Annotated in this window: 17 protein-coding genes and 1 riboswitch; of the genes, 12 read left to right on the plus strand and 5 right to left on the minus strand. The window is 58.2% G+C overall.

Annotated features, from left to right (window positions below; all coding sequences use genetic code 11):
* Position 1 precedes the first annotated feature (1 nt).
* On the plus strand, positions 2 to 1,402 hold the full coding sequence (leuC, locus tag OVA10_RS20955) for a 3-isopropylmalate dehydratase large subunit (protein ID WP_100777638.1): 1,401 nt from the start codon (positions 2 to 4) through the stop codon (positions 1,400 to 1,402).
* Between the two features lie 10 nt (positions 1,403 to 1,412).
* A complete protein-coding gene (leuD, locus tag OVA10_RS20960) occupies positions 1,413 to 2,018 on the plus strand; it encodes a 3-isopropylmalate dehydratase small subunit (protein WP_123429492.1) in 606 nt (201 codons plus the stop codon).
* Positions 2,019 to 2,050: 32 nt separating this feature from the next.
* Here leuD and OVA10_RS20965 read toward each other — a convergent pair whose 3' ends face one another.
* Together OVA10_RS20965 and sgrT are read right to left on the minus strand one after the other, a co-directional pair.
* Positions 2,051 to 3,229: a sugar efflux transporter gene (locus OVA10_RS20965; RefSeq protein ID WP_102104589.1), complete on the minus strand. Its 1,179-nt coding sequence runs from the start codon at positions 3,227 to 3,229 to the stop codon at positions 2,051 to 2,053.
* Positions 3,230 to 3,349: 120 nt separating this feature from the next.
* Positions 3,350 to 3,502: a glucose uptake inhibitor SgrT gene (sgrT, locus tag OVA10_RS20970; RefSeq protein WP_100777656.1), complete on the minus strand. Its 153-nt coding sequence runs from the start codon at positions 3,500 to 3,502 to the stop codon at positions 3,350 to 3,352.
* Positions 3,503 to 3,589: 87 nt separating this feature from the next.
* Between sgrT and sgrR the strand changes: the two genes are divergently transcribed.
* From sgrR to thiQ, 4 genes are all read left to right on the plus strand, one after another.
* Positions 3,590 to 5,245, plus strand: coding sequence for an HTH-type transcriptional regulator SgrR (sgrR, locus tag OVA10_RS20975; protein ID WP_129035432.1), 1,656 nt, complete (start codon positions 3,590 to 3,592; stop codon positions 5,243 to 5,245).
* Between the two features lie 36 nt (positions 5,246 to 5,281).
* A riboswitch (TPP riboswitch) is annotated at positions 5,282 to 5,382 on the plus strand.
* A gap of 31 nt (positions 5,383 to 5,413) precedes the next feature.
* Positions 5,414 to 6,397 carry a thiamine ABC transporter substrate binding subunit gene (thiB, locus tag OVA10_RS20980; protein ID WP_268196731.1) on the plus strand — a complete coding sequence of 328 codons (984 nt, stop codon included), beginning with the start codon at positions 5,414 to 5,416 and terminating at the stop codon, positions 6,395 to 6,397.
* Positions 6,373 to 7,983, plus strand: a complete 1,611-nt coding sequence (gene thiP / locus OVA10_RS20985) for a thiamine/thiamine pyrophosphate ABC transporter permease ThiP (protein ID WP_268196732.1) — start codon at positions 6,373 to 6,375, stop codon at positions 7,981 to 7,983. The genes thiB and thiP overlap by 25 nt, the downstream gene beginning before the upstream one ends.
* The gene (thiQ, locus tag OVA10_RS20990) at positions 7,967 to 8,671 is read left to right on the plus strand and encodes a thiamine ABC transporter ATP-binding protein ThiQ (RefSeq protein WP_268196733.1); all 705 of its coding nucleotides are present in this window, start codon (positions 7,967 to 7,969) and stop codon (positions 8,669 to 8,671) included. The genes thiP and thiQ overlap by 17 nt, the downstream gene beginning before the upstream one ends.
* A 57-nt stretch (positions 8,672 to 8,728) precedes the next feature.
* Here thiQ and OVA10_RS20995 read toward each other — a convergent pair whose 3' ends face one another.
* Both OVA10_RS20995 and araC read right to left on the minus strand, forming a co-directional pair.
* Positions 8,729 to 9,496 carry a DedA family protein gene (locus tag OVA10_RS20995; RefSeq protein WP_102104584.1) on the minus strand — a complete coding sequence of 256 codons (768 nt, stop codon included), beginning with the start codon at positions 9,494 to 9,496 and terminating at the stop codon, positions 8,729 to 8,731.
* A gap of 128 nt (positions 9,497 to 9,624) precedes the next feature.
* Positions 9,625 to 10,467 (minus strand): arabinose operon transcriptional regulator AraC, encoded by an 843-nt coding sequence (gene araC, locus OVA10_RS21000; protein WP_100777662.1) that lies wholly within the window; start codon positions 10,465 to 10,467, stop codon positions 9,625 to 9,627.
* 337 nt (positions 10,468 to 10,804) lie between these two features.
* On the opposite strand from araC, the gene araB reads away from it, so the two are divergent.
* The 6 genes from araB (at position 10,805) to rluA (ending at position 21,003) form a co-directional block, all read left to right on the plus strand.
* On the plus strand, positions 10,805 to 12,514 hold the full coding sequence (araB, locus tag OVA10_RS21005; RefSeq protein WP_268196734.1) for a ribulokinase: 1,710 nt from the start codon (positions 10,805 to 10,807) through the stop codon (positions 12,512 to 12,514).
* A 10-nt stretch (positions 12,515 to 12,524) separates the two neighbouring features.
* A complete protein-coding gene (gene araA / locus OVA10_RS21010) occupies positions 12,525 to 14,027 on the plus strand; it encodes an L-arabinose isomerase (protein ID WP_100777664.1) in 1,503 nt (500 codons plus the stop codon).
* An 82-nt stretch (positions 14,028 to 14,109) separates the two neighbouring features.
* Positions 14,110 to 14,805, plus strand: a complete 696-nt coding sequence (gene araD / locus OVA10_RS21015) for an L-ribulose-5-phosphate 4-epimerase (RefSeq protein ID WP_100777665.1) — start codon at positions 14,110 to 14,112, stop codon at positions 14,803 to 14,805.
* 132 nt (positions 14,806 to 14,937) lie between these two features.
* On the plus strand, positions 14,938 to 17,295 hold the full coding sequence (gene polB, locus OVA10_RS21020; protein WP_268196735.1) for a DNA polymerase II: 2,358 nt from the start codon (positions 14,938 to 14,940) through the stop codon (positions 17,293 to 17,295).
* Between the two features lie 129 nt (positions 17,296 to 17,424).
* On the plus strand, positions 17,425 to 20,331 hold the full coding sequence (rapA, locus tag OVA10_RS21025; protein ID WP_268196736.1) for an RNA polymerase-associated protein RapA: 2,907 nt from the start codon (positions 17,425 to 17,427) through the stop codon (positions 20,329 to 20,331).
* 12 nt (positions 20,332 to 20,343) lie between these two features.
* Positions 20,344 to 21,003, plus strand: coding sequence for a bifunctional tRNA pseudouridine(32) synthase/23S rRNA pseudouridine(746) synthase RluA (gene rluA / locus OVA10_RS21030; protein WP_102104579.1), 660 nt, complete (start codon positions 20,344 to 20,346; stop codon positions 21,001 to 21,003).
* A gap of 30 nt (positions 21,004 to 21,033) precedes the next feature.
* Here the strand turns inward: rluA and djlA are convergent, their stop codons facing one another.
* Complete coding sequence (gene djlA / locus OVA10_RS21035) at positions 21,034 to 21,855, minus strand: co-chaperone DjlA (RefSeq protein ID WP_268196737.1); 822 nt, start codon at positions 21,853 to 21,855, stop codon at positions 21,034 to 21,036.
* Positions 21,856 to 22,018: the final 163 nt, after the last annotated feature.

A 22,018-nucleotide genomic window follows, 5' to 3' on the forward strand; every position in this document is an offset into this window, starting at 1 on the left:
CATGGCGAAGACGTTATACGAAAAATTGTTTGATGCGCACGTAGTCTACTCGGCACCAAACGAAACCCCGCTGCTGTACATTGACCGTCATCTGGTGCACGAAGTGACGTCACCGCAGGCCTTTGACGGTCTGCGCGCGCACAATCGTCCCGTTCGCCAGCCGGGTAAAACCTTCGCCACGATGGATCACAACGTGTCGACTCAGACCAAAGACATCAACGCGTCGGGCGAGATGGCGCGTATCCAGATGCAGGAGTTGATTAAGAACTGCAACGCCTTCGGCGTTGAGCTGTACGATTTGAACCACCCGTATCAGGGCATCGTCCACGTAATGGGTCCTGAGCAGGGCATCACCCTGCCGGGAATGACCATCGTCTGCGGCGACTCCCATACCGCCACGCACGGCGCGTTCGGTGCGCTGGCGTTTGGTATCGGAACCTCCGAAGTCGAGCACGTTCTGGCGACGCAAACCCTGAAACAGGGCCGCGCGAAAACCATGAAAATCGAAGTCAAAGGTCAGGCGGCGGCAGGTATCACCGCGAAAGATATCGTGCTGGCGATTATCGGTAAAACCGGCAGCGCAGGCGGAACCGGTCACGTGGTGGAGTTTTGCGGCGATGCTATCCGTGCATTGAGCATGGAAGGCCGTATGACCCTGTGCAACATGGCGATCGAGATGGGTGCTAAAGCCGGTCTGGTCGCACCGGACGAGACTACTTTCAACTATGTGAAAGGCCGTCTGCACGCGCCGAAAGGCAACGATTTTGACGAGGCGGTGGAATACTGGAAAACCCTGCAAACCGACGACGGCGCGACATTCGATACCGTTGTCACCCTGCAGGCAGAAGATATCGCACCACAGGTTACCTGGGGCACCAACCCAGGTCAGGTGATTTCCGTTAACGACAACATTCCCGATCCGGCCTCCTTTGCCGATCCGGTGGAACGCGCAAGCGCCGAAAAAGCGCTGGCGTACATGGGCCTGAAACCGGGCATTCCGCTGACCGACGTGGCAATCGACAAAGTGTTTATCGGCTCCTGCACCAACTCTCGCATTGAAGATTTGCGTGCAGCGGCGGAAATCGCCAAAGGCCGTAAAGTCGCGCCCGGCGTGCAGGCGCTGGTCGTGCCAGGCTCTGGCCCGGTAAAAGCCCAGGCTGAAGCTGAAGGGCTGGACAAGATCTTTATCGAAGCCGGTTTTGAGTGGCGTTTACCGGGCTGCTCCATGTGTCTGGCCATGAACAACGACCGTCTGAACCCGGGCGAGCGCTGCGCCTCCACCAGCAACCGTAACTTTGAAGGCCGTCAGGGCCGCGGTGGACGTACCCATCTGGTCAGCCCGGCAATGGCAGCGGCTGCCGCTGTGACCGGCCATTTTGCTGATATTCGTGGTTTGAAATAAGGAGACAATCATGGCAGAGAAATTTACCCAACATACGGGTCTGGTTGTCCCGCTGGATGCGGCGAACGTTGATACGGACGCCATCATTCCCAAGCAGTTCTTACAGAAAGTGACCCGCACTGGCTTTGGCGCGCACCTGTTCAACGACTGGCGTTTTCTCGACGATCAGGGCCAGCAGCCGAATCCCGAGTTCGTTCTGAACTTCCCGGAATTTAAAGGCGCATCGATCCTGTTAGCCCGCGAAAACTTTGGCTGTGGCTCGTCCCGCGAACACGCCCCGTGGGCGCTGACGGACTACGGTTTTAAAGTGGTGATCGCCCCGAGCTTTGCCGACATCTTTTACGGCAACAGCTTCAACAACCAGCTCCTGCCGGTGACGCTGACCGACGAACAGGTCGATGAGCTGTTCGCGCTGGTGAAGGCGAATCCGGGCATTTCGTTTGAGGTGGATCTGGAAGCGCAGGTGGTGAAAGCGGGTGACAAAACTTACAGCTTTAAAATCGACGACTTCCGCCGTCACTGCATGATCAACGGCCTCGACAGCATTGGTTTAACCCTGCAGCACGAAGCCTCCATTGCAGACTACGAAAACAAACAACCGGCGTTTATGCGCTAACGAAAAAGGCCCGCGCAAGCGGGCCTTTTTGTTTAACTCTCTTTGACGCGAAGCGTCAGCGCCAGCGTCACCAGCGATATCCCCGCAATCACCCAATACACGGCAAAGTGACCATAGCTTTGCGCCAGCGCCCCCTGAATCACCCCCGCCAGAATCACCCCGGTCGAAATACTGTTGGTGAATAACGTCGTGGCTGAGCCCGCCCGTCCGGGCATCAGGTCCTGGAACCACAGCATCCCAATCCCGGCGACAATGCCGATAAAAATCGCGTTAAACAGCTGCAACGCCAGCAGCGCTTCGCGACTGTGAAACAGGATCAATCCCAGGTAAAACAGGACGCCAGCCGCCACCGCAACCACCATCATCCGGCGTTTGCCAAAGCGCTTCACGTAAAAGCCCGCGAGGATCATTGCCGGGATTTCCAGCCCGGCGGCGGTGCCCATTAAGATCCCGGCGAGCTTATCCGGCAGCCCAAGATCGCTGCTGATCCACAGGGGCATATCGATGATATACATGGTGTTGCAGGTCCACATCAGCGTCGAGGCTATGAACAGCATGCGCACGTTTTTATTGTGCCAGCCGCTCACCTGGGTGACGGGCGTATCCGCCGCCTGCTCCACCCGGGCGACCGACGGCAGCACAAAGGCGATCAGCGCCAGGCTGATGGCAAAAATCCCGGCCGCAATGGAGAACATCACCGTAAAGCCGTAATTCAGCGCCAGCATAAAGGCCAGCGGCGGGCCGATCACCCACGCCAGGGAGAGCTGTGCACGCATCACCGAGCTGAACATCACCACTTCCCGCGCCGAGCTGTCCGCGTACTCACGGGCGAGCGCAAAAAGCTGCGGCATGGCGGTATTGGCGAGCGAAGCCAGCAGCACCCCGCAGGTGAGCAGCGTCAGATAGTGGCGGTTGAAGGCAAACAGCAGAGCGTTGCCGATGGCCATCGCGCAACAGAACAGAATTAATTTGCGGCGATCGCCCTGGCTGTCGGATCGTTTTGCCAGCCACAGGCTGACCAGGATCCCGGCAATGGCGTTGACCGTGTAAAACAGGCCCACCCAGAAAGGCTGTGCGCCCACCTCACGACTCAGGAACAGGCTCAGGGTCGGCGCCTGTAGCGCCCCCGCGACGCCCATCATAAAGGCCACCAGCATAAAAGCGGCATACACGCCGTTCAGGCGGCGGCCCATCGTCATCAACCAGAGCATGCGCAGTTCCTTGTCAAAGAGGAGCGAAATGGAGAGGCAGTGTAAACGAAAAAAGCCAGCAAAAACATTTTGCTGGCGGGTGATAAGCACCAATACTCAGTCACACATGGTCGAGGCGAGTCAGCGGTCAGAGGTCGATTTCGTAACGTCCCACTGCATCAGATCTTCAAGCATTTTCAGGCGCTGTTCTGCGCACTGGCGGGCCAGCCAAGACACTCCCTTTGTCGCTGAAAAGTAGTGCTGATAAAACTGACGTGCGGTAGACCTCTTCATATTTACCTCCTCACTTCAACAAGGAGGATTATTGGCTTAATATGAGGATTAATAAATTGCTGATTTTTTGTCAGGAGTTCCCCTTTTATGCCGTCTGGTCGTCTGCAACAACAATTTATCCGCCTCTGGCAGTGCTGCGAAGGCCAGTCAAAAGAGACCACGCTGAACGAACTGGCGGAACTGCTGAACTGCTCGCGCCGCCACATGCGCACGCTGTTGAACACCATGCAGCAGCAGGGCTGGCTGAACTGGGAGGCGGAAGCAGGGCGCGGAAAGCGTTCGCGCTTAACCTTCCTGTATACCGGTCTGGCCTTACAACAGCAGCGCGCTGAAGACCTGCTGGAGCAGGACCGCATCGATCAGCTGGTGCAGCTGGTGGGCGATAAAGCCGCCGTCCGCCAGATGCTGGTCTCCCATCTGGGCCGCAGCTTCCGCCAGGGAAAGCACATCCTGCGCGTGCTCTACTACCGTCCGATGAAAAACCTGCTGCCGGGCACGGCGCTACGCCGCTCCGAAACGCACATGGCGCGACAAATCTTTAGCGGCCTGACGCGCATAAATGAGGAAAACGGGGAACTGGAAGCCGACATCGCGCATCACTGGCAGCAACTTTCTCCGCTGCACTGGCGCTTTTTTTTGCGTCCCGGCATCCATTTTCACCATGGCCGCGAGCTGGAGATGAACGATGTGATCGCTTCTCTGCAGCGCGCTCGCGGGCTGCCACTCTACTCCCACATCGCACACATTCACTCTCCCACCGCCTGGACGCTGGATATCGAGCTTTCCGAGCCTGACCAGTGGCTGCCGTGGCTGATGGGCTATGTCCCGTCGATGATTTTGCCTCATGAATGGGAGAGCATGCCCAGTTTCGCCAGCCAGCCCGTCGGCACCGGCCCTTACGCCGTGATGCGCAATAACAGTAACCAATTGAAAATCCGCGCCTTCGATGACTACTTTGGCTACCGCGCGCTGATTGACGAGGTGAATGTCTGGGTGCTGCCGGACATCAGCGAAGAGTTCAGCCCCGGCCTGACGCTGGAAGGCCCGACCGAAGGCGAAAAAGCCGTCGAAAGTCGCCTCGAAGAGGGCTGCTACTATCTGCTGTTTGACGCCCGCACCCACCGGGGTGCCAGCAGCGAGGTGCGCCAGTGGATAAGCCAGATCCTCGCCCCCGCCAATCTGATCTATCAGGCGGAAGACCAGCACCAGACCTACTGGTTCCCGGCCTACGGGCTGCTGCCCCGCTGGCACCACGCCCGTCCTGGGCGCGGCGAAAAGCCCGCCGGGCTGGAAACCATTACCCTCACCTATTATCGCGAACACGTTGAGCACCGCTTTATTGCGCGCATCATGAGCAAACTGCTGGCCGCGGAAGGCGTGACGCTGGAAATTCAGGAGGTGGATTACGATGAATGGCATCGCGGCGAAGCGGTGAGCGATATCTGGCTCAACAGCGCGAACTTCACTCTGCCGCTCGATTTCTCGCTCTTCTCGCATCTGTATGAGATCCCGCTGATCCAGCACTGCATTGCCCGCGACTGGCAGCAGGACGCCGCTCAGTGGCGCGCCGGAGAGATGAATCTGGCGGTCTGGTGCCAGCAGTTGCTGTCCCAGCAGGCGATGGTACCACTGATCCACCACTGGCTGATGATCCAGGGACAGCGCAGTATGCGCGGCTTACGCATGAACACGCTCGGCTGGTTTGACTTTAAATCCGCCTGGTTTGCGCCGCCGGAACCATAACACTTTCGTAATATTCACCAAATCATTACAATACCGCCGTTCTCAACGGGGTGCTGCATCGATGATGTGCGCTGAGATAATACCCGTCGAACCTGATCCGGATAACGCCGGCGAAGGGATTTGAGGCTGTCGCTCAAAATCCTTTGCCACTCAACTTTGAGGTGCAAAGTGTTAAAAAAAGTTCTCCCCCTGCTGGCGCTCTTCGCGCTGCCTGCGTTTGCCAAGCCCGTTTTAACGGTCTACACCTACGACTCCTTTGCCGCCGACTGGGGCCCAGGCCCGGTGGTCAAAAAAGCCTTTGAAGCCGACTGTCACTGCGAACTGAAATTCGTGGCGCTGGAAGATGGCGTTTCGCTGCTCAACCGTCTGCGGATGGAGGGTAAAAACAGCAAGGCCGACGTGGTGCTGGGCCTGGATAACAACCTGCTGGAAGCGGCCTCGCAAACCAAACTCTTTGCCAAAAGCGGTATCGCCGCCGATGCGGTGAACGTTCCGGGCGGCTGGAAAAACGACACCTTTGTCCCCTTCGATTACGGTTATTTCGCCTTCGTCTACGATAAAAACAAGCTTAAGAATCCGCCGAAAAGCCTGAAAGAGCTGGTCGAGAGCGACCAGAAATGGCGCGTGATTTATCAGGACCCACGCACAAGCACACCGGGCCTTGGCCTGCTGCTGTGGATGCAAAAAGTGTACGGCGATAAAGCGTCGGAAGCCTGGCAAAAACTGGCGGCGAAAACCGTTACCGTCACCAAAGGCTGGAGTGAAGCCTACGGCCTGTTCCTGAAAGGCGAAAGCGATCTGGTCCTGAGCTACACCACCTCGCCGGCCTACCACATTATCGAAGAGAAAAAAGACAACTACGCCGCCGCTAACTTTGCCGAAGGCCACTATCTGCAGGTGGAAGTCGCCGCCCGCACCGCGGCCAGCAAAGAGCCGGAACTGGCCGAGAAGTTCCTGAAATTTATGGTCTCGCCTGCGTTCCAGAACGCCGTCCCGACGGGCAACTGGATGTATCCGGTGACCGACGTGAAACTGCCTGCGGGCTTCGATCAGTTGAGCAAACCGCAAACCACGCTGGAGTTCACCCCGCAGCAGGTTTCCACTCAACGCGCCGCCTGGATCAGTGAATGGCAACGCGCCGTCAGCCGCTAATTCCCGGCTGGCTGCTCCCTGGGCTGACTGCCGCCACGCTGATGGTGGTGGTGAGCCTGGGGGCTTTTCTTGCCCTGTGGCTGAACGCACCGCAAAGCGATCTCGCCGCGCTGTGGCACGATAGCTATCTCTGGCACGTGGTGCGATTCTCCTTCTGGCAGGCATTTCTCTCAGCCCTGCTCTCGGTCGTCCCGGCGATCTTTTTGGCACGGGCGCTTTATCGCCGCCGTTTCCCCGGAAGACAAGCGCTGCTGCGCCTGTGCGCGATGACGCTGATCCTGCCCGTACTGGTCGCCGTCTTCGGTATTCTGAGCGTGTATGGGCGCCAGGGGTGGATCGCCACGCTGTTAAATGCGTTTGGCATCGAATGGACATTTTCGCCTTACGGCCTGCAGGGCATCCTGCTGGCCCACGTTTTTTTCAATATGCCCATGGCGACGCGACTGTTCTTACAGGCGCTGGAAAATATCTCTGGTGAACAGCGACAGCTGGCCGCCCAGCTCGGAATGCGCGGATTTGCCTTCTTTCGCTTTGTTGAGTGGCCATGGCTGCAGCGGCAGATCCCGCCCGTTGCAGCATTAATTTTTATGCTCTGCTTCGCCAGTTTTGCCACGGTGCTGTCGCTGGGCGGCGGCCCGCAGGCCACCACCATTGAGCTGGCGATCTATCAGGCCCTGAGTTACGACTACGATCCGGGTCGTGCGGCGCTGCTGGCGATGATCCAGATGTTCTGCTGTCTGGGGCTGGTCCTGCTCAGCCAGCGCCTTAGCAAAGCCATTGCAGTGGGGAGCCATCAGGTGAACGGCTGGCGCGATCCGCAGGACAGCCTGCGCAGCCGCCTGAGCGATCTCCTGCTTATTGTACTTGCACTGCTGTTACTCCTCCCGCCGCTGCTGGCAGTGGTAGTGGATGGTCTCAATCTGAATCTGATCTCGGTGCTGCAACAGCCGGTGCTGTGGCAGGCGTTGTGGACGTCGCTGCGAATTGCCCTCGGCGCCGGGCTGCTGTGCGTCCTGCTGACCATGATGCTGCTCTGGAGCAGCCGCGAGCTTTACGCCCGCCACTCCCGAATCGCCGGGCAAGCGCTGGAGCTAAGCGGGATGTTGATTCTGGCGATGCCGGGCATCGTGCTGGCGACCGGGTTCTTTTTGCTGTTTAACAGCACCATCGGATTACCCGAGCACGCCGACGGGATCGTCATTTTCACCAACGCGCTGATGGCGATTCCCTATGCCCTGAAAGTGCTCGAAAACCCGATGCGCGACCTGAGCGCCCGCTACACTCTGCTCTGTCAGTCGCTGGGGATGCGCGGCTGGCAGCGAGTGAGGGTCGTTGAACTCCGCGCCCTGAAACGCCCTCTGGCGCAGGCGCTGGCTTTTGCCAGCGTGCTGTCGATTGGCGATTTCGGCGTAGTGGCGCTGTTTGGTAATGACGATTTCCGCACGCTGCCGTTCTGGCTGTATCAGCAAATCGGTTCGTATCGCAGTCAGGATGGTGCCGTGACGGCCCTGCTCTTGCTGCTGCTGTGCTTTACCCTCTTCACCGTTATCGAAAAACTTCCGGGGCGCGATGCTAAAACTGACTGATGTAACCTGGCTTTATCAGCACCTGCCAATGCGCTTTACGCTCTCCGTCGAACGCGGAGAGATGATTGCCATTCTCGGCCCAAGCGGTGCCGGGAAAAGCACGCTGCTCAATCTGATTGCCGGTTTCCTGCCCCCGGCGCGCGGCAAGATGCTGATCGACGGGCAAACGCACACCCACACGCCGCCGTCCCAGCGCCCGGTGTCGATGCTGTTTCAGGAAAATAATCTGTTTACCCATCTGACGGTGCGACAGAATATCGGCCTGGGAATGGACCCCGGCCTCAAGCTGACGGCGCTTCAGCGTGAGAAACTCGAAGCGATTGCTCAGCAGATGGGGCTGAATGAATTTCTCGAACGCCTGCCTGGTGAGCTTTCTGGCGGGCAGCGTCAGCGCGTCGCGCTGGCTCGCTGTCTGGTGCGGGAACAGCCAATTTTGCTCCTCGACGAGCCGTTCTCGGCCCTCGACCCGGCCCTGCGTCAGGAGATGCTGTTGCTGGTAAAAGAGGTGTGTCAGCAAAAAAATCTCACCATGCTGATGGTCTCGCACAGCGTGGAAGACGCCGCCAGAATCGCGGCGCGCTCCGTCGTGATTGCCGACGGGCGCATCGCCTGGGATGGGGAAACGCAGGAGCTGATAAGCGGGAAGGCAAGTGCCTCAGCGTTGTTGGGAATAATGCAGCCGCAGTAAGCCCGGCAAACAATGCGCCACCGGGCAATCTCAGGCCTGGTGGCGGCTGAAAATCGCCTACCGGCTCACCACCTTCAACAAAATCTCGCCATACACGGGCATCAGCGGATGACGAATCAGCGCCACCAGCGCCACCACGGCCACCCCGAGCGTCAAGGGCGCCAGCCACAACAGGCGGCCACGCGGCAGATATTGGGTGAGGCGATCCGTACCGGCTTTCGCACTGCGCCACAGGCGCCAGCACAGCCACACCGCGACCCACAGCAGCAGCGCGGTGGCTAACAGCAGCCATTTAAAATGGCCGCTTTGCGCATCGGCGGGGATATCAATCGCCGCACCGGCCAGAATGCCCGGCAGGAAATAGAACGGCGGCCAGAAGACGCAGCCGATGATATTGGGCAGAATAAATTTTGAAACGGGCAGATCCAGCATCCCGGCAACCATCGGCACCAGCGGACGCGTCGGGCCGACAAAACGCCCGACCAGAATGGTAAACATACTGTGCTGATGGAGGGCATGCTCGGTTTTGTCGAGCAGCGCTTTGTTCTTTTTCATGAACGACCAGCGGTGCAACGGCTTTTTGAAGCGCCAGCCTAACCAGAAAGAGATCCAGTCGCCCAGCAGACAGCCAACGATACCGGCCATCCACGCCTGCCAGAAGTTCACCTCGCCGCTGCCAATCAGCGCACCGAGGCCCGCCATCATGACAGTGCCAGGTAAAATCAGCCCCACCAGCGCCAGCGATTCCAGAAAGGCGACCAGCGCGACAGCGATCAGCGAGTAGGCCACGGACTGCGTAATAAAATGTTCCAGCAATGCCTGCATAACGATTCCGGTCAGATAACAGAGCAGGGATTCTGCGAAGTGCTTCCTGCCTCGTCAAGACAACAATTGTCTGAATAGTTTACCGGGTGCCGCCAGACTTCACCTGTTTGTTTCGTTTTATTTACGTTTTACTCACATCCGGCGCGGAATTCGCTCGGGCTGGCGCCGGTGCATTTCTTGAAGACGCGGGAAAAATAGAGCTGATCCTCAAAGCCGACGTTACGCCCCACGGTGGCAATCGGCATACGCGTGGTGCTGAGAAGCAGTTTGGCCTGGCTGATGCGCTGATCCTCGCGCCAGCTCAGAACGCTCACCCCCAACTGCTGACGGAAGAGGTGCGACAGGCGCGACGGCGACAGGCAGACGTGCTGCGCGACCCCCGCGATATCAAACTGGCTGTCCGACAGATGATCGCTGATGTACTGGCAGGCGTCGCGCACGCGATTGTCCAGCGGCGGATTAAGGGAGGCGTTAATCGCCTCCATGCGCCGCAGCAACAGCTGTTCGAGCAGATTGATCGCCAGCAGCTCGGCGTAGCGCCCGCCCGCCTGGGCTTCGATGATCTGGGCAAAAAGCTCGCGGAACTGCGCCTGATGCGCTTCGTCGGGCCGGTAAAAACCGGTGTGGGCGAAAATCGACGGCCAGGCCAGCCACTCCTGCCAGTAAGCACGCGGGCGGAAGTAGACCCACTGGTGATACCACTCTTTTGCATCAGGATGCCGACCGTAGTGGTGAATTTCTCCCGGCGGGAACAGCAAAATATCGCCAGGGCGACAGACAAATTGCCGATCATTATTTTTGATCACCCCCTCACCGCGCACAGTGATATTCAGGATATAGCCTTTCATGCCCAGCGGGCGGTCGACGAAAAAGTCGAGGTAACCCTCGGCTTCGATAGGGGTCAACCCCGCCACCAGATGGGCGTTGAAGGAGTACCCCGGCAACAGGGGATCGTTTTGTGTTTCGGCCATAAACAGGTCACTCCCGACGGTCAATAAGGAAACAAATTGTCCATATCTATAAAAGCGGTATAAAAACGGGTCTTTAAGAGAATCACATCGCCTGCCCTCTCTTTTAACTCCGCTTTGTCTCGGCCTTTACCCCAGATTCATCCACGATCTCGTGCAAATCAGCAGTAACAAAAGTGTCTATAACTGCGGCAGAAATGTCCACATTGAATATTTGCACAACGTCACACTTTCCACCTCAACAGCAATTTAATCCATAAGATTAGCGGATCCTGCCTGACGATTTTCTCCCTCAATCTCTAATGTTGATCCATACCCGTTTTTTGATGGAGCAACATAAATGGCAATTGCGATTGGCCTCGATTTTGGCAGTGACTCAGTACGCGCCCTGGCGGTGGAGTGTCGTACGGGCCAGGAGATAGCGACCAGCGTTGAGTGGTATCCGCGCTGGCAAGAGGGGCGTTATTGCGATGCGCCAAATAATCAGTTCCGCCATCATCCGCGCGATTACATCGAATCGATGGAAGCGGCGATCAAAAACGTTCTGGCCGAATTGAGCGAAGATCAGCGCGCACAGATCGTCGGTATTGGCGTGGACAGCACCGGCTCAACGCCTGCCCCCGTCGATGCCGAAGGCCGCGTGCTGGCGCTGCGCCCTGAGTTTGCCGACAACCCGAACGCCATGTTCGTGCTGTGGAAAGACCATACTGCGGTTGAAGAAGCCGAAGCCATCACCCGTTTGTGCCATCAGCCTGGAAAAGCGGACTACTCCCGCTACATTGGCGGCATTTATTCCAGCGAATGGTTCTGGGCCAAGATTTTGCACGTCACCCGTGCCGACCGTGACGTGGCGCAGGCCGCCGTGTCATGGATTGAGCTGTGCGACTGGGTACCGGCCCTGCTGTCGGGCACTACCCGCCCGCAGGATATTCGCCGTGGACGCTGCAGCGCCGGGCATAAATCCCTGTGGCATGAGAGCTGGGGCGGTCTGCCACCTGCGGCGTTCTTCGATGAACTCGATCCGATTATCAATCAAAGCCTGAAATATCCGCTGTTTACCGACACTTATACCGCCGACATTCCGGTCGGAACCCTGAGCGCAGAGTGGGCGCAGCGTCTGGGCTTGCCGCAAAACGTGGCGATTTCCGGCGGCGCGTTCGACTGCCATATGGGTGCCGTCGGCGCGGGCGCACAGCCTAATACACTGGTGAAAGTGATTGGTACCTCCACCTGCGACATCCTCACCGCGGATAAAGCCAGCGTCGGCGACCGCGCCGTGAAAGGTATTTGCGGCCAGGTGGACGGTAGCGTGGTCCCTGATTTTATCGGGCTGGAGGCCGGACAATCCGCCTTCGGCGATATCTACGCCTGGTTTGGCCGCGTGCTCGGCTGGCCGCTGGATCAGCTGGCGGAAACGCATCCGGAGCTGAAAGCGCAGATCGCGGCCAGCAAAAAACAGCTTCTCCCGCAGCTGACGGAAGCCTGGGCGAAAAACCCGTCCCTTGATCATCTCCCGGTGGTGCTCGACTGGTTCAACGGTCGTCGCACGCCGTTTGCCAACCAGCGTCTTAAAGGCGTGATTACCGATCTCAACCTGGCAACTGACGCCCCTGCGCTGTTTGGCGGTCTGATTGCGGCCACCGCCTTTGGCGCGCGCGCCATCATGGAGTGTTTCACCGAGCAGGGCATCGCCGTGAACGAGGTGATGGCGCTCGGCGGCATCGCGCGTAAAAACCCGGTGATCATGCAGGCCTGCTGCGACGTGCTGAACCGTCCGCTGCAGATCGTCGCCTCCGATCAGTGCTGTGCCCTGGGGGCCGCCATTTTCGCGGCAGTCGCGGCGGGTGTTCACGCAAATATTCCGACCGCTCAACAGCACATGGCGAGCGCCGTCGAGAGCACGCTCCAGCCGCGCCCTCAGCAGGCCCAACGCTTCGAGCAGCTTTATCAGCGCTACCTGCAATGGTCAAAAAGCGCCGAACAACACTATCTCCCTGTCGCCGCCCCGGCCAAAAACACCGCGGAAAAACCGGCAACCCTGACACATTAAGGACACGATAATGAGCATTTTTAATAATTATGAAGTGTGGTTTGTCATTGGCAGCCAGCATTTATACGGCCCGGAAGCGCTGCAACAGGTGACGAAACACGCGGAGCATGTGGTTAACGCCCTGAACGCTGAGGCCAAACTGCCGTGCAAACTGGTGCTGAAACCGCTCGGGACCACGCCAGACGAAATCACCCACATCTGCCGCGACGCGAACTACGACGACAAATGCGCCGGGATGGTGGTGTGGCTGCACACCTTCTCTCCGGCCAAAATGTGGATCAACGGCCTGACCATCCTCAATAAACCGCTGCTGCAGTTCCATACCCAGTTCAACGCTTCCCTGCCGTGGGACAGCATCGATATGGACTTTATGAACCTGAACCAGACCGCGCACGGCGGCCGCGAGTTTGGCTTTATCGGCGCGCGTATGCGTCAGCAGCACGGGGTAGTGACCGGCCACTGGCAGGATCAACACGCGCAGCAGCGCATCGGCTCGTGGATGCGCCAGGCTGTCTCCAAACAGGATACCCGTCATCTGAAAGTGGTGCGTTTTGGCGACAACATGCGCGAAGTGGCAGTGACGGACGGCGATAAAGTCGCTGCACAGATTAAGTTTGGTTTCTCCGTTAACACCTGGGCCGTGGGCGATCTGGTGCAGGTGGTGAACGAAATCAGCGACGGCGATATCAGCGCGCTGGTGGACGAATACGAAAGCAGCTACCGCCTGACTGCTGCGGCGCAGATCAACGGCGATAAACGCCAGAACGTCATCGATGCGGCGCGCATTGAACTGGGGATGAAACGCTTCCTGGAACAGGGCGGCTTCCACGCCTTTACCACCACATTTGAAGACCTGCACGGCCTGAAACAACTGCCAGGCCTGGCGGTACAACGTCTGATGCAGCAAGGCTACGGCTTTGCGGGCGAAGGCGACTGGAAAACCGCCGCCCTGCTTCGCATCATGAAGGTGATGTCGACCGGTCTACAGGGCGGCACCTCATTTATGGAGGATTACACCTACCACTTCGAGAACGGCAACGATCTGGTGCTCGGCTCGCACATGCTGGAAGTGTGTCCATCCATCGCCGTCGAAGAGAAACCGATCCTCGACGTGCAGTACCTGGGCATTGGCGGCAAGGCCGATCCGGCCCGTCTGATCTTCAACACCCGCACCGGCCCGGCGATAAATGCCAGCCTGATCGATCTGGGCGATCGTTTCCGCCTGCTGGTGAACTGCGTGGATGCCGTGGAGACCCCGCATTCATTGCCGAAACTGCCCGTCGCGAACGCCCTGTGGAAAGCGCAGCCGGATCTGCCGACCGCGTCTGAAGCCTGGATCGTGGCCGGTGGCGCGCACCACACGGTCTTCAGCCACTCGCTGGATCTGAACGATATGCGTCAGTTCGCGGAGCTGCACGACATCGAGCTGACCGTCATCGATAACGACACCCGTCTGCCAGCGTTTAAAGACGCGCTGCGCTGGAACGAAGTCTATTACGGTTCAAAACGTTAAGCACGTGCCCGGCGGCACGTCGTCTGCCGGGCTTATAAACCCAGGCCGGATAAGCAAAGTGCCATCCGGCAAGGAGAACAGAATGCTTGAAGCATTAAAGCAGCAGGTGCTGGAAGCCAACCTGGCCCTGCCGAAACACCATCTCGTCACCCTCACCTGGGGCAACGTCAGCGCTGTCGATCGGGAGAAAGGGGTGTTTGTGATTAAGCCGTCCGGCGTGGATTACAGCGTGATGACCGCCGAGGATATGGTGGTGGTGAGTATCGCGACCGGAGAAGTGGTCGAAGGGAAGAAAAAGCCCTCTTCCGATACGCCAACCCATCGCCTGCTCTATCAGTCATTCCCGTCGATTGGCGGTATCGTGCATACCCACTCGCGCCACGCCACCATCTGGGCGCAGGCAGGACAATCCATTCCGGCGACAGGCACGACCCATGCCGACTATTTTTACGGCACCATCCCCTGCACCCGTAAAATGACCGATGCGGAAATTAACGGCGAGTATGAGTGGGAAACGGGCAACGTGATCGTCGAAACCTTTGAAAAAGCGGGAATCGATGCGGCGCAAATGCCGGGCGTGCTGGTGCACTCTCACGGGCCGTTTGCGTGGGGCAAAAACGCCGAGGATGCGGTGCATAACGCCATCGTGCTGGAAGAGGTCGCCTATATGGGGATCTTCTGCCGCCAGCTGGCGCCACAGCTTCCGGATATGCAGCAAACCCTGCTGGATAAACACTATCTGCGCAAGCACGGTGCGAAAGCGTATTACGGGCAGTAACTCGGGAACAGGGACATTATTGCCGGATAAGCTCAGCGCCATCCGGCAAAATCACACCTGTATATAAACCCAGCAAAAAATCCGTAACCAGGCTATAATCACGCCTGGTTTTGTTTTTTGGGATGACGGTGTGTGACGCAGGCGCGAGAAGGCTTTTTACTGACCCGACACTGGCGGGATACGCCGCAGGGTACTGAAGTGGAATTCTGGCTGGCGACGGACGAGGGTCCGCTGAACGTCACGCTGCCGCCACAGGAGTCCGTGGCGTTTATCCCGGAACAGCACGTCGAAAAAACGCGCGAGGTGTTACGCGGGGAAAATGGCTGGCGCATCACGCCGCTTGAGCTGAACGATTTCCACCGCCAGCCCGTTTACGGGCTTTACTGCCGCGCCCATCGCCAGCTGATGCGCTTTGAAAAGCTGCTGCGAGAAGCCGGGGTAACGCTGTACGAAGCGGATATTCGCCCGCCGGAACGTTTTCTTATGGAGCGTTTTATTACCGCTCCCGTCTGGGTCGACGGCACGCCGCAGGGCGGCAAACTGCTCAACGCCCGCCTCAAACCCAATCCCCACTACCGTCCGCCCCTGAAATGGGTGTCGCTGGATATCGAAACCACGCGCCACGGCGAGCTGTATTGCATCGGCCTTGAAGGCTGCGGACAGCGGATTGTCTATATGCTCGGGCCGCCAAACGGTGATGCGTCAGCCCTCGATTTTGAGCTGGAGTATGTCACCAGCCGCCCACAGCTGATTGAAAAGCTAAACCAGTGGTTTGCCATTCACGATCCTGATGTCCTGATTGGCTGGAATGTGGTGCAGTTTGACCTGCGCGTGCTGCAAAAGCATGCCGAGCGTTACCGTATTCCGCTGATGCTGGGCCGCGGCAACAGCGAGCTTGAGTGGCGCGAGCACGGTTTTAAGAATGGCGTGTTCTTCGCGCAGGCTAACGGGCGGGTGATTATCGACGGTATCGACGCGCTCAAATCCGCCTTCTGGAGTTTCTCCTCGTTTTCGCTGGAAGCCGTCTCTCAGGAGCTGCTCGGCGAAGGGAAATCCATCGACAATCCCTGGGATCGAATGGATGAGATTGACCGGCGCTTCAATGAAGACAAACCGGCGCTGGCCACCTACAACCTGAAGGACTGCGAGCTGGTGACGCGGATTTTCCACAAAACGGAGATCATGCCGTTCCTGCTGGAGCGCGCGACCGTCAACGGCCTGGCGATCGATCGTCACGGCGGTTCCGTCGCTGCGTTCGGCCATCTGTATATTCCGCGCATGCACCGCGCGGGCTATGTCGCGCCAAATCTTGGCGAGGTCCCGCCTCAGGCTAGCCCTGGCGGCTATGTGATGGACTCCAGGCCTGGCCTGTATGACTCGGTCCTGGTGCTGGATTATAAAAGCCTCTATCCGTCGATCATTCGCACCTTTCTGATCGATCCCGTTGGCCTGGTCGAGGGGATGGCCCAGCCGGATGACGCGCACAGCACCGAAGGATTTCTCGGCGCGCGTTTCTCGCGGGAAAAGCACTGCCTGCCTGAAATCGTCGGCCAAATCTGGCACGGGCGCGAGGAAGCTAAGCGTCAGCACAATAAACCGCTCTCTCAGGCGCTGAAGATCATCATGAACGCCTTTTATGGCGTGCTCGGCACCAGCGCCTGTCGGTTCTTCGATCCCCGTCTCGCCTCGTCGATCACCATGCGCGGGCATGAAATCATGCGCCAGACCAAAGCGCTGGTGGAATCCCAGGGCTATGACGTGATTTACGGCGACACGGACTCAACGTTCGTCTGGCTGAAAGGCGCCCACAGCGAAGAGGACGCCGCGCAAATTGGCCAAAATCTGGTGGCGTTCGTCAACGACTGGTGGCGCAATCATTTGCAAAAAGAGCGGTTAACCAGCGCGTTAGAGCTGGAATTTGAAACCCATTTCAGCCGCTTTTTGATGCCGACAATTCGCGGTACCGAGCAGGGCAGTAAGAAGCGTTACGCCGGTTTGATTCAGGAGGGCGAGAGCCAGCGCATGGTGTTTAAAGGCCTGGAAACGGTGCGAACCGACTGGACGCCACTGGCGCAACAGTTCCAGCAAACGCTCTATCTGCGCGTGTTCCGCAACGAGCCGTATCAGGATTATGTCCGCGAGACTATCGCCAGCCTGCTGGCCGGTGAGCTGGACAGCCAGCTGGTCTACCGCAAGCGCCTGCGCCGCCCGCTGGCAGAGTATCAGCGCAATGTGCCGCCGCATGTTCGCGCCGCGCGGCTGGCCGATGAAGAGAACGTACGTCGCGGCCGCGCGCCGCAGTATCAAAATCGCGGCACCATTAAATACGTCTGGACCACCAGCGGCCCGGAACCGGTGGATTATCAGCACTCGCCGCTGGACTACGATCACTATCTGACGCGACAGCTAATGCCTGTCGCCGATGGAATTTTACCTTTTGTCGACGATGATTTTGCTACACTCATGACAGGGCAACTGGGGCTATTTTGACGCGTGACGAAAACGCCGCCATCCAGTACCATAGCGCCCTTTCCATTCCCGGACCCATTTTTCGATGGCCGTCACTTTGCGACGGTGGTCGAACTATTGCCTGCAATTAAAGATTAGAGCCAAACAACTATGCCTTTTACACTTGGTCAACGCTGGATCAGCGATACAGAAAGCGAGCTTGGATTAGGAACTGTGGTAGCGCTGGATGCGCGCATGGTCACTATCCTTTTCCCGGCCACGGGTGAAAACCGTCTGTATGCACGCAATGACTCCCCTGTTACCCGCGTCATGTTTAACCCGGGTGACACCGTTACCAGCCATGAAGGCTGGCAGCTGAAGATTGAAGACGTAAAAGAAGAGAACGGGATCCTCGCCTACATCGGTACGCGAGTCGACACGGAAGAAACAAATGTCATCCTGCGCGAAGTGCTGCTCGACAGCCGACTGGTCTTCAGCAAGCCGCAGGACCGTCTGTTTGCCGGTCAGATCGACCGCATGGACCGTTTTGCCCTGCGCTATCGCGCGCGTAAATTCCAGAGTGAACAGTACCGCATGCCGTGGAGCGGCCTGCGTGGTCAGCGTACCAGCCTGATCCCACACCAGCTGAACATCGCCCACGACGTTGGCCGTCGCCATGCGCCGCGCGTGCTGCTGGCTGATGAAGTCGGCCTCGGTAAAACCATCGAAGCAGGGATGATCCTGCATCAACAGCTGCTCTCCGGCGCTGCCGAGCGCGTGCTGATCGTGGTGCCTGAAACCCTGCAACACCAGTGGCTGGTCGAGATGTTGCGCCGCTTCAACTTACGCTTCTCCCTGTTTGACGACGAGCGCTACGCCGAAGCCCAGCACGACGCCGATAATCCGTTCGAAACGGAACAGCTGGTGATCTGCTCTCTGGACTTCGTGCGCCGCAGCAAGCAGCGCCTTGAGCATCTGTGCGATGCTGAGTGGGATCTGATGGTCGTCGATGAGGCCCACCACCTGGTCTGGAGCGAAGATGCGCCCAGCCGTGAATATATGGCGATCGAACAGCTGGCCGAACGCGTGCCGGGTATCCTGCTGCTGACCGCTACGCCGGAGCAGCTGGGGCTGGAAAGCCACTTTGCGCGTCTGCGCCTGCTCGATCCTAACCGTTTCCACGATTTCTCTGTGTTTGTCGAAGAGCAGCAAAACTACCGCCCGGTTGCCGATGCGGTCGCCCTGCTGCTGGCTGGTAAGCACCTGTCCAACGATGAACTCAACACCCTGAGCGAGCTGATTGGCGAGCAGGATATTGAGCCACTGCTGCACGCCGCCAACAGCGACCGCGACGACGCGGAAACCGCGCGTCAGGAGCTGGTCTCCATGTTGATGGACCGCCACGGCACCAGCCGCGTGCTGTTCCGTAACACCCGTAACGGCGTGAAAGGCTTCCCGAAACGCGAGCTGCACACCATCAAGCTGCCGCTGCCGACACAGTACCAAACCGCGATTAAAGTCTCCGGCATCATGGGGGCGCGCAAAAGTGCTGAAGAGCGCGCGCGCGATATGCTCTATCCGGAACAGATTTATCAGGAATTTGAAGGCGATACCGGCACCTGGTGGAACTTCGATCCGCGTGTCGAATGGCTGATGGGCTATCTGACCGCTCACCGCTCGCAGAAAGTGCTGGTGATTTGCGCCAAAGCGGCCACCGCGCTGCAGCTGGAGCAAGTCCTGCGCGAGCGCGAAGGTATCCGCGCTGCCGTGTTCCACGAAGGGATGTCGATCATCGAACGCGACCGCGCGGCGGCCTGGTTTGGTGAAGAGGACAGCGGCGCGCAGGTGCTGCTCTGCTCCGAAATCGGCTCCGAGGGCCGTAACTTCCAGTTCGCCAGCCATCTGGTGATGTTCGATCTGCCGTTTAACCCGGACCTGCTGGAGCAGCGTATTGGCCGTCTGGACCGTATCGGCCAGGCTCATGATATTCAGATCCACGTTCCGTTCCTGGAAAAAACTGCCCAGTCGGTGCTGGTACGTTGGTTCCACGAAGGTCTGGACGCGTTTGAACACACCTGCCCGACCGGGCGCACCATTTACGATCAGGTGCACAGCGATCTGATCGGTTATCTGGCGGCACCGGAAGAGACCGAGGGCTTTGACGATCTGATCAAATCCTGTCGCGAAAAACACGACGCGCTGAAGCTGCAGCTGGAGCAAGGGCGTGACCGTCTGCTGGAGATCCACTCCAACGGCGGCGAGAAAGCGCAGCAGCTTGCCGAAAGCATCGAAGAGCAGGACGACGACACCAGCCTAATCAGCTTCGCGATGAACCTGTTTGATATCGTTGGTATCAACCAGGACGATCGCGGCGAGAACATGATTGTGCTGACGCCGTCCGATCATATGCTGGTCCCGGATTTCCCTGGCCTGCCGGAAGATGGCTGCACCATCACCTTCGAGCGTGACGTGGCCCTTTCCCGCGAAGATGCGCAGTTCATCACATGGGAACATCCGCTTATCCGCAACGGTCTGGATTTGATTCTGTCTGGCGATACCGGCAGCAGCACCATTTCCCTGTTGAAAAACAAAGCGCTGCCCGTTGGGACGCTGCTGCTTGAGCTGATCTACGTGGTTGAGGCGCAAGCGCCGAAACAGCTGCAGCTCAACCGTTTCCTGCCCGCCACTCCGGTGCGTCTGATGCTCGACAAAAACGGCACTAACCTCGCCGCGCAGGTCGAGTTTGAGAGCTTTAACCGCCAGTTGAGTGCCGTTAACCGCCACACGGGCAGCAAACTGGTGAATGCGGTCCAGCAGGATGTGCATGCCATTTTGCAGCAGGGTGAAGCGCAGATTGAGAAAGCCGCGCGCGCACTGATTGATGGGGCTCGCAGCGAAGCAGACGAAAAGCTCTCTGCCGAACTGTCGCGTCTGGAAGCGTTACGCGCGGTGAATCCAAACATCCGTGACGACGAGCTTGCAGCCATTGAGAGCAACCGTGAGCAGGTGCTGGAAAGCCTGGATCAGGCGAGCTGGCGACTGGATGCGCTGCGCCTGATCGTTGTGACGCATCAGTAAACGGAGCGCGACATGATCATGGAGACCTACAATCCGCCGATGGACCCGTGGCTGGTCATTCTGTATCAGGATGACCACATTATGGTGGTCAACAAGCCCAGCGGCCTGTTGTCCGTGCCGGGACGTCTGGAGGAGCACAAAGACAGCGTGATGACGCGCGTACAGCGCGATTATCCGCAGGCAGAATCCGTGCATCGCCTGGATATGGCGACCAGCGGCGTGATTGTGGTGGCTCTGACGAAAGCGGCTGAGCGCGAGTTAAAGCGCCAGTTCCGCGATCGTGAACCGAAGAAACAGTATGTCGCGCGCATCTGGGGACACCCGGAAAAGGCGGAAGGTCTGGTGGATTTACCGCTGATTTGCGACTGGCCGAACCGGCCTAAGCAAAAAGTCTGTTTTGAAACCGGCAAGGCGGCGCAGACCGAGTATGAGGTGCTGGATTACGCTGCGGATAACACCGCGCGTATTCTGCTCAAACCGATTACTGGCCGTTCGCATCAGCTGCGCGTGCATATGCTGGCGCTGGGCCATCCAATTCTGGGGGACCGTTTTTACGCCACCCCGGAAGCGCTCGCAATGGCGCCGCGTCTGCAATTACACGCTCAGATGCTGACGATAACGCATCCGGAATTCGGCAATCTGATGACGTTTAAAGCCCCTGCCGATTTTTAACGTAGTGCCCGGCGGGTGCCGGGCTTACGTTTATTTAAAGCCCTTCTGCTCTTTAATGAGCTCGTACGCTTTCTGAATTTCCTGCGCTTTCTGCTTCGCCATTTCCATCATCTCCGGCGGTAACCCTTTCGCCACCAGTTTATCCGGATGATGTTCGCTCATCAGCTTGCGATAGGCGCGTTTAATGGTGGTCGCATCGTCGGTCGCTTTCACTCCCAGTACGTTACACGCATCTTCCAGCGTCGGGCCGCGCTGCGCCTGCTGCCAGCCACCGCCAGCAGACTGCTGCTGGTGTTGATAGCCGCCACCAAATTGCGCGCCGCCCTGCATCATGCGCAGGAACTGGTCGAACTGCATGCGGGAGATACCCAACTCTTCGGCAATCACGTACAACACGTCGCGTTCGTTAGGGTGCAGTGACCCATCCGCAAACGCCGCCTGAATCTGGATTTCCAGAAACATCCGAATTAAATCAAAGCGTCCGAAACAGATGCTGCGGAACTGGCGCATTTTCTCGCGCAGCGGATAGTTATCCGCCTTACCGATACGAAACGCATTTTGTGCCGCCACGCGGGACTCGCCGTGCAGGCTCATGCGATCCATAAATACGCTGGCAATTTGAATGTCTGCTTCGGTGACGCGTCCCTTCGATTTGGTTAAATGCCCCATCACCTCAAAGGTGGTCGCAAAAAAGAGCGCCTGACGCTCGCGCTGGTTAGCAAACCAGGCCATTTTACGACTGCGCGCCTTATCGAACATATGCCCGATAATCAGGCCCAAAACGATGCCCCAAAACCCTTCGCCCATCAACAAAGCGAATGCGACGCCAATAATTTTACCCCAATACTGCATAGACTCCCCGTATGGTCATAGTCCTGATTCGACGCAACTCCATCATCTCAGTGGTCGAGCCACGGTCAATTGAGGGACATCGCCTATAATTTGCATTATCATACTCGTCATTCGATAGCGAGCCTAACACTCTGACTCGTAAACGGGCAGGATTAACGCTGGC

It is taken from the genome of Lelliottia sp. SL45, from assembly GCF_026672535.1.
In the GTDB taxonomy this organism is placed as follows: domain Bacteria; phylum Pseudomonadota; class Gammaproteobacteria; order Enterobacterales; family Enterobacteriaceae; genus Enterobacter; species Enterobacter nimipressuralis.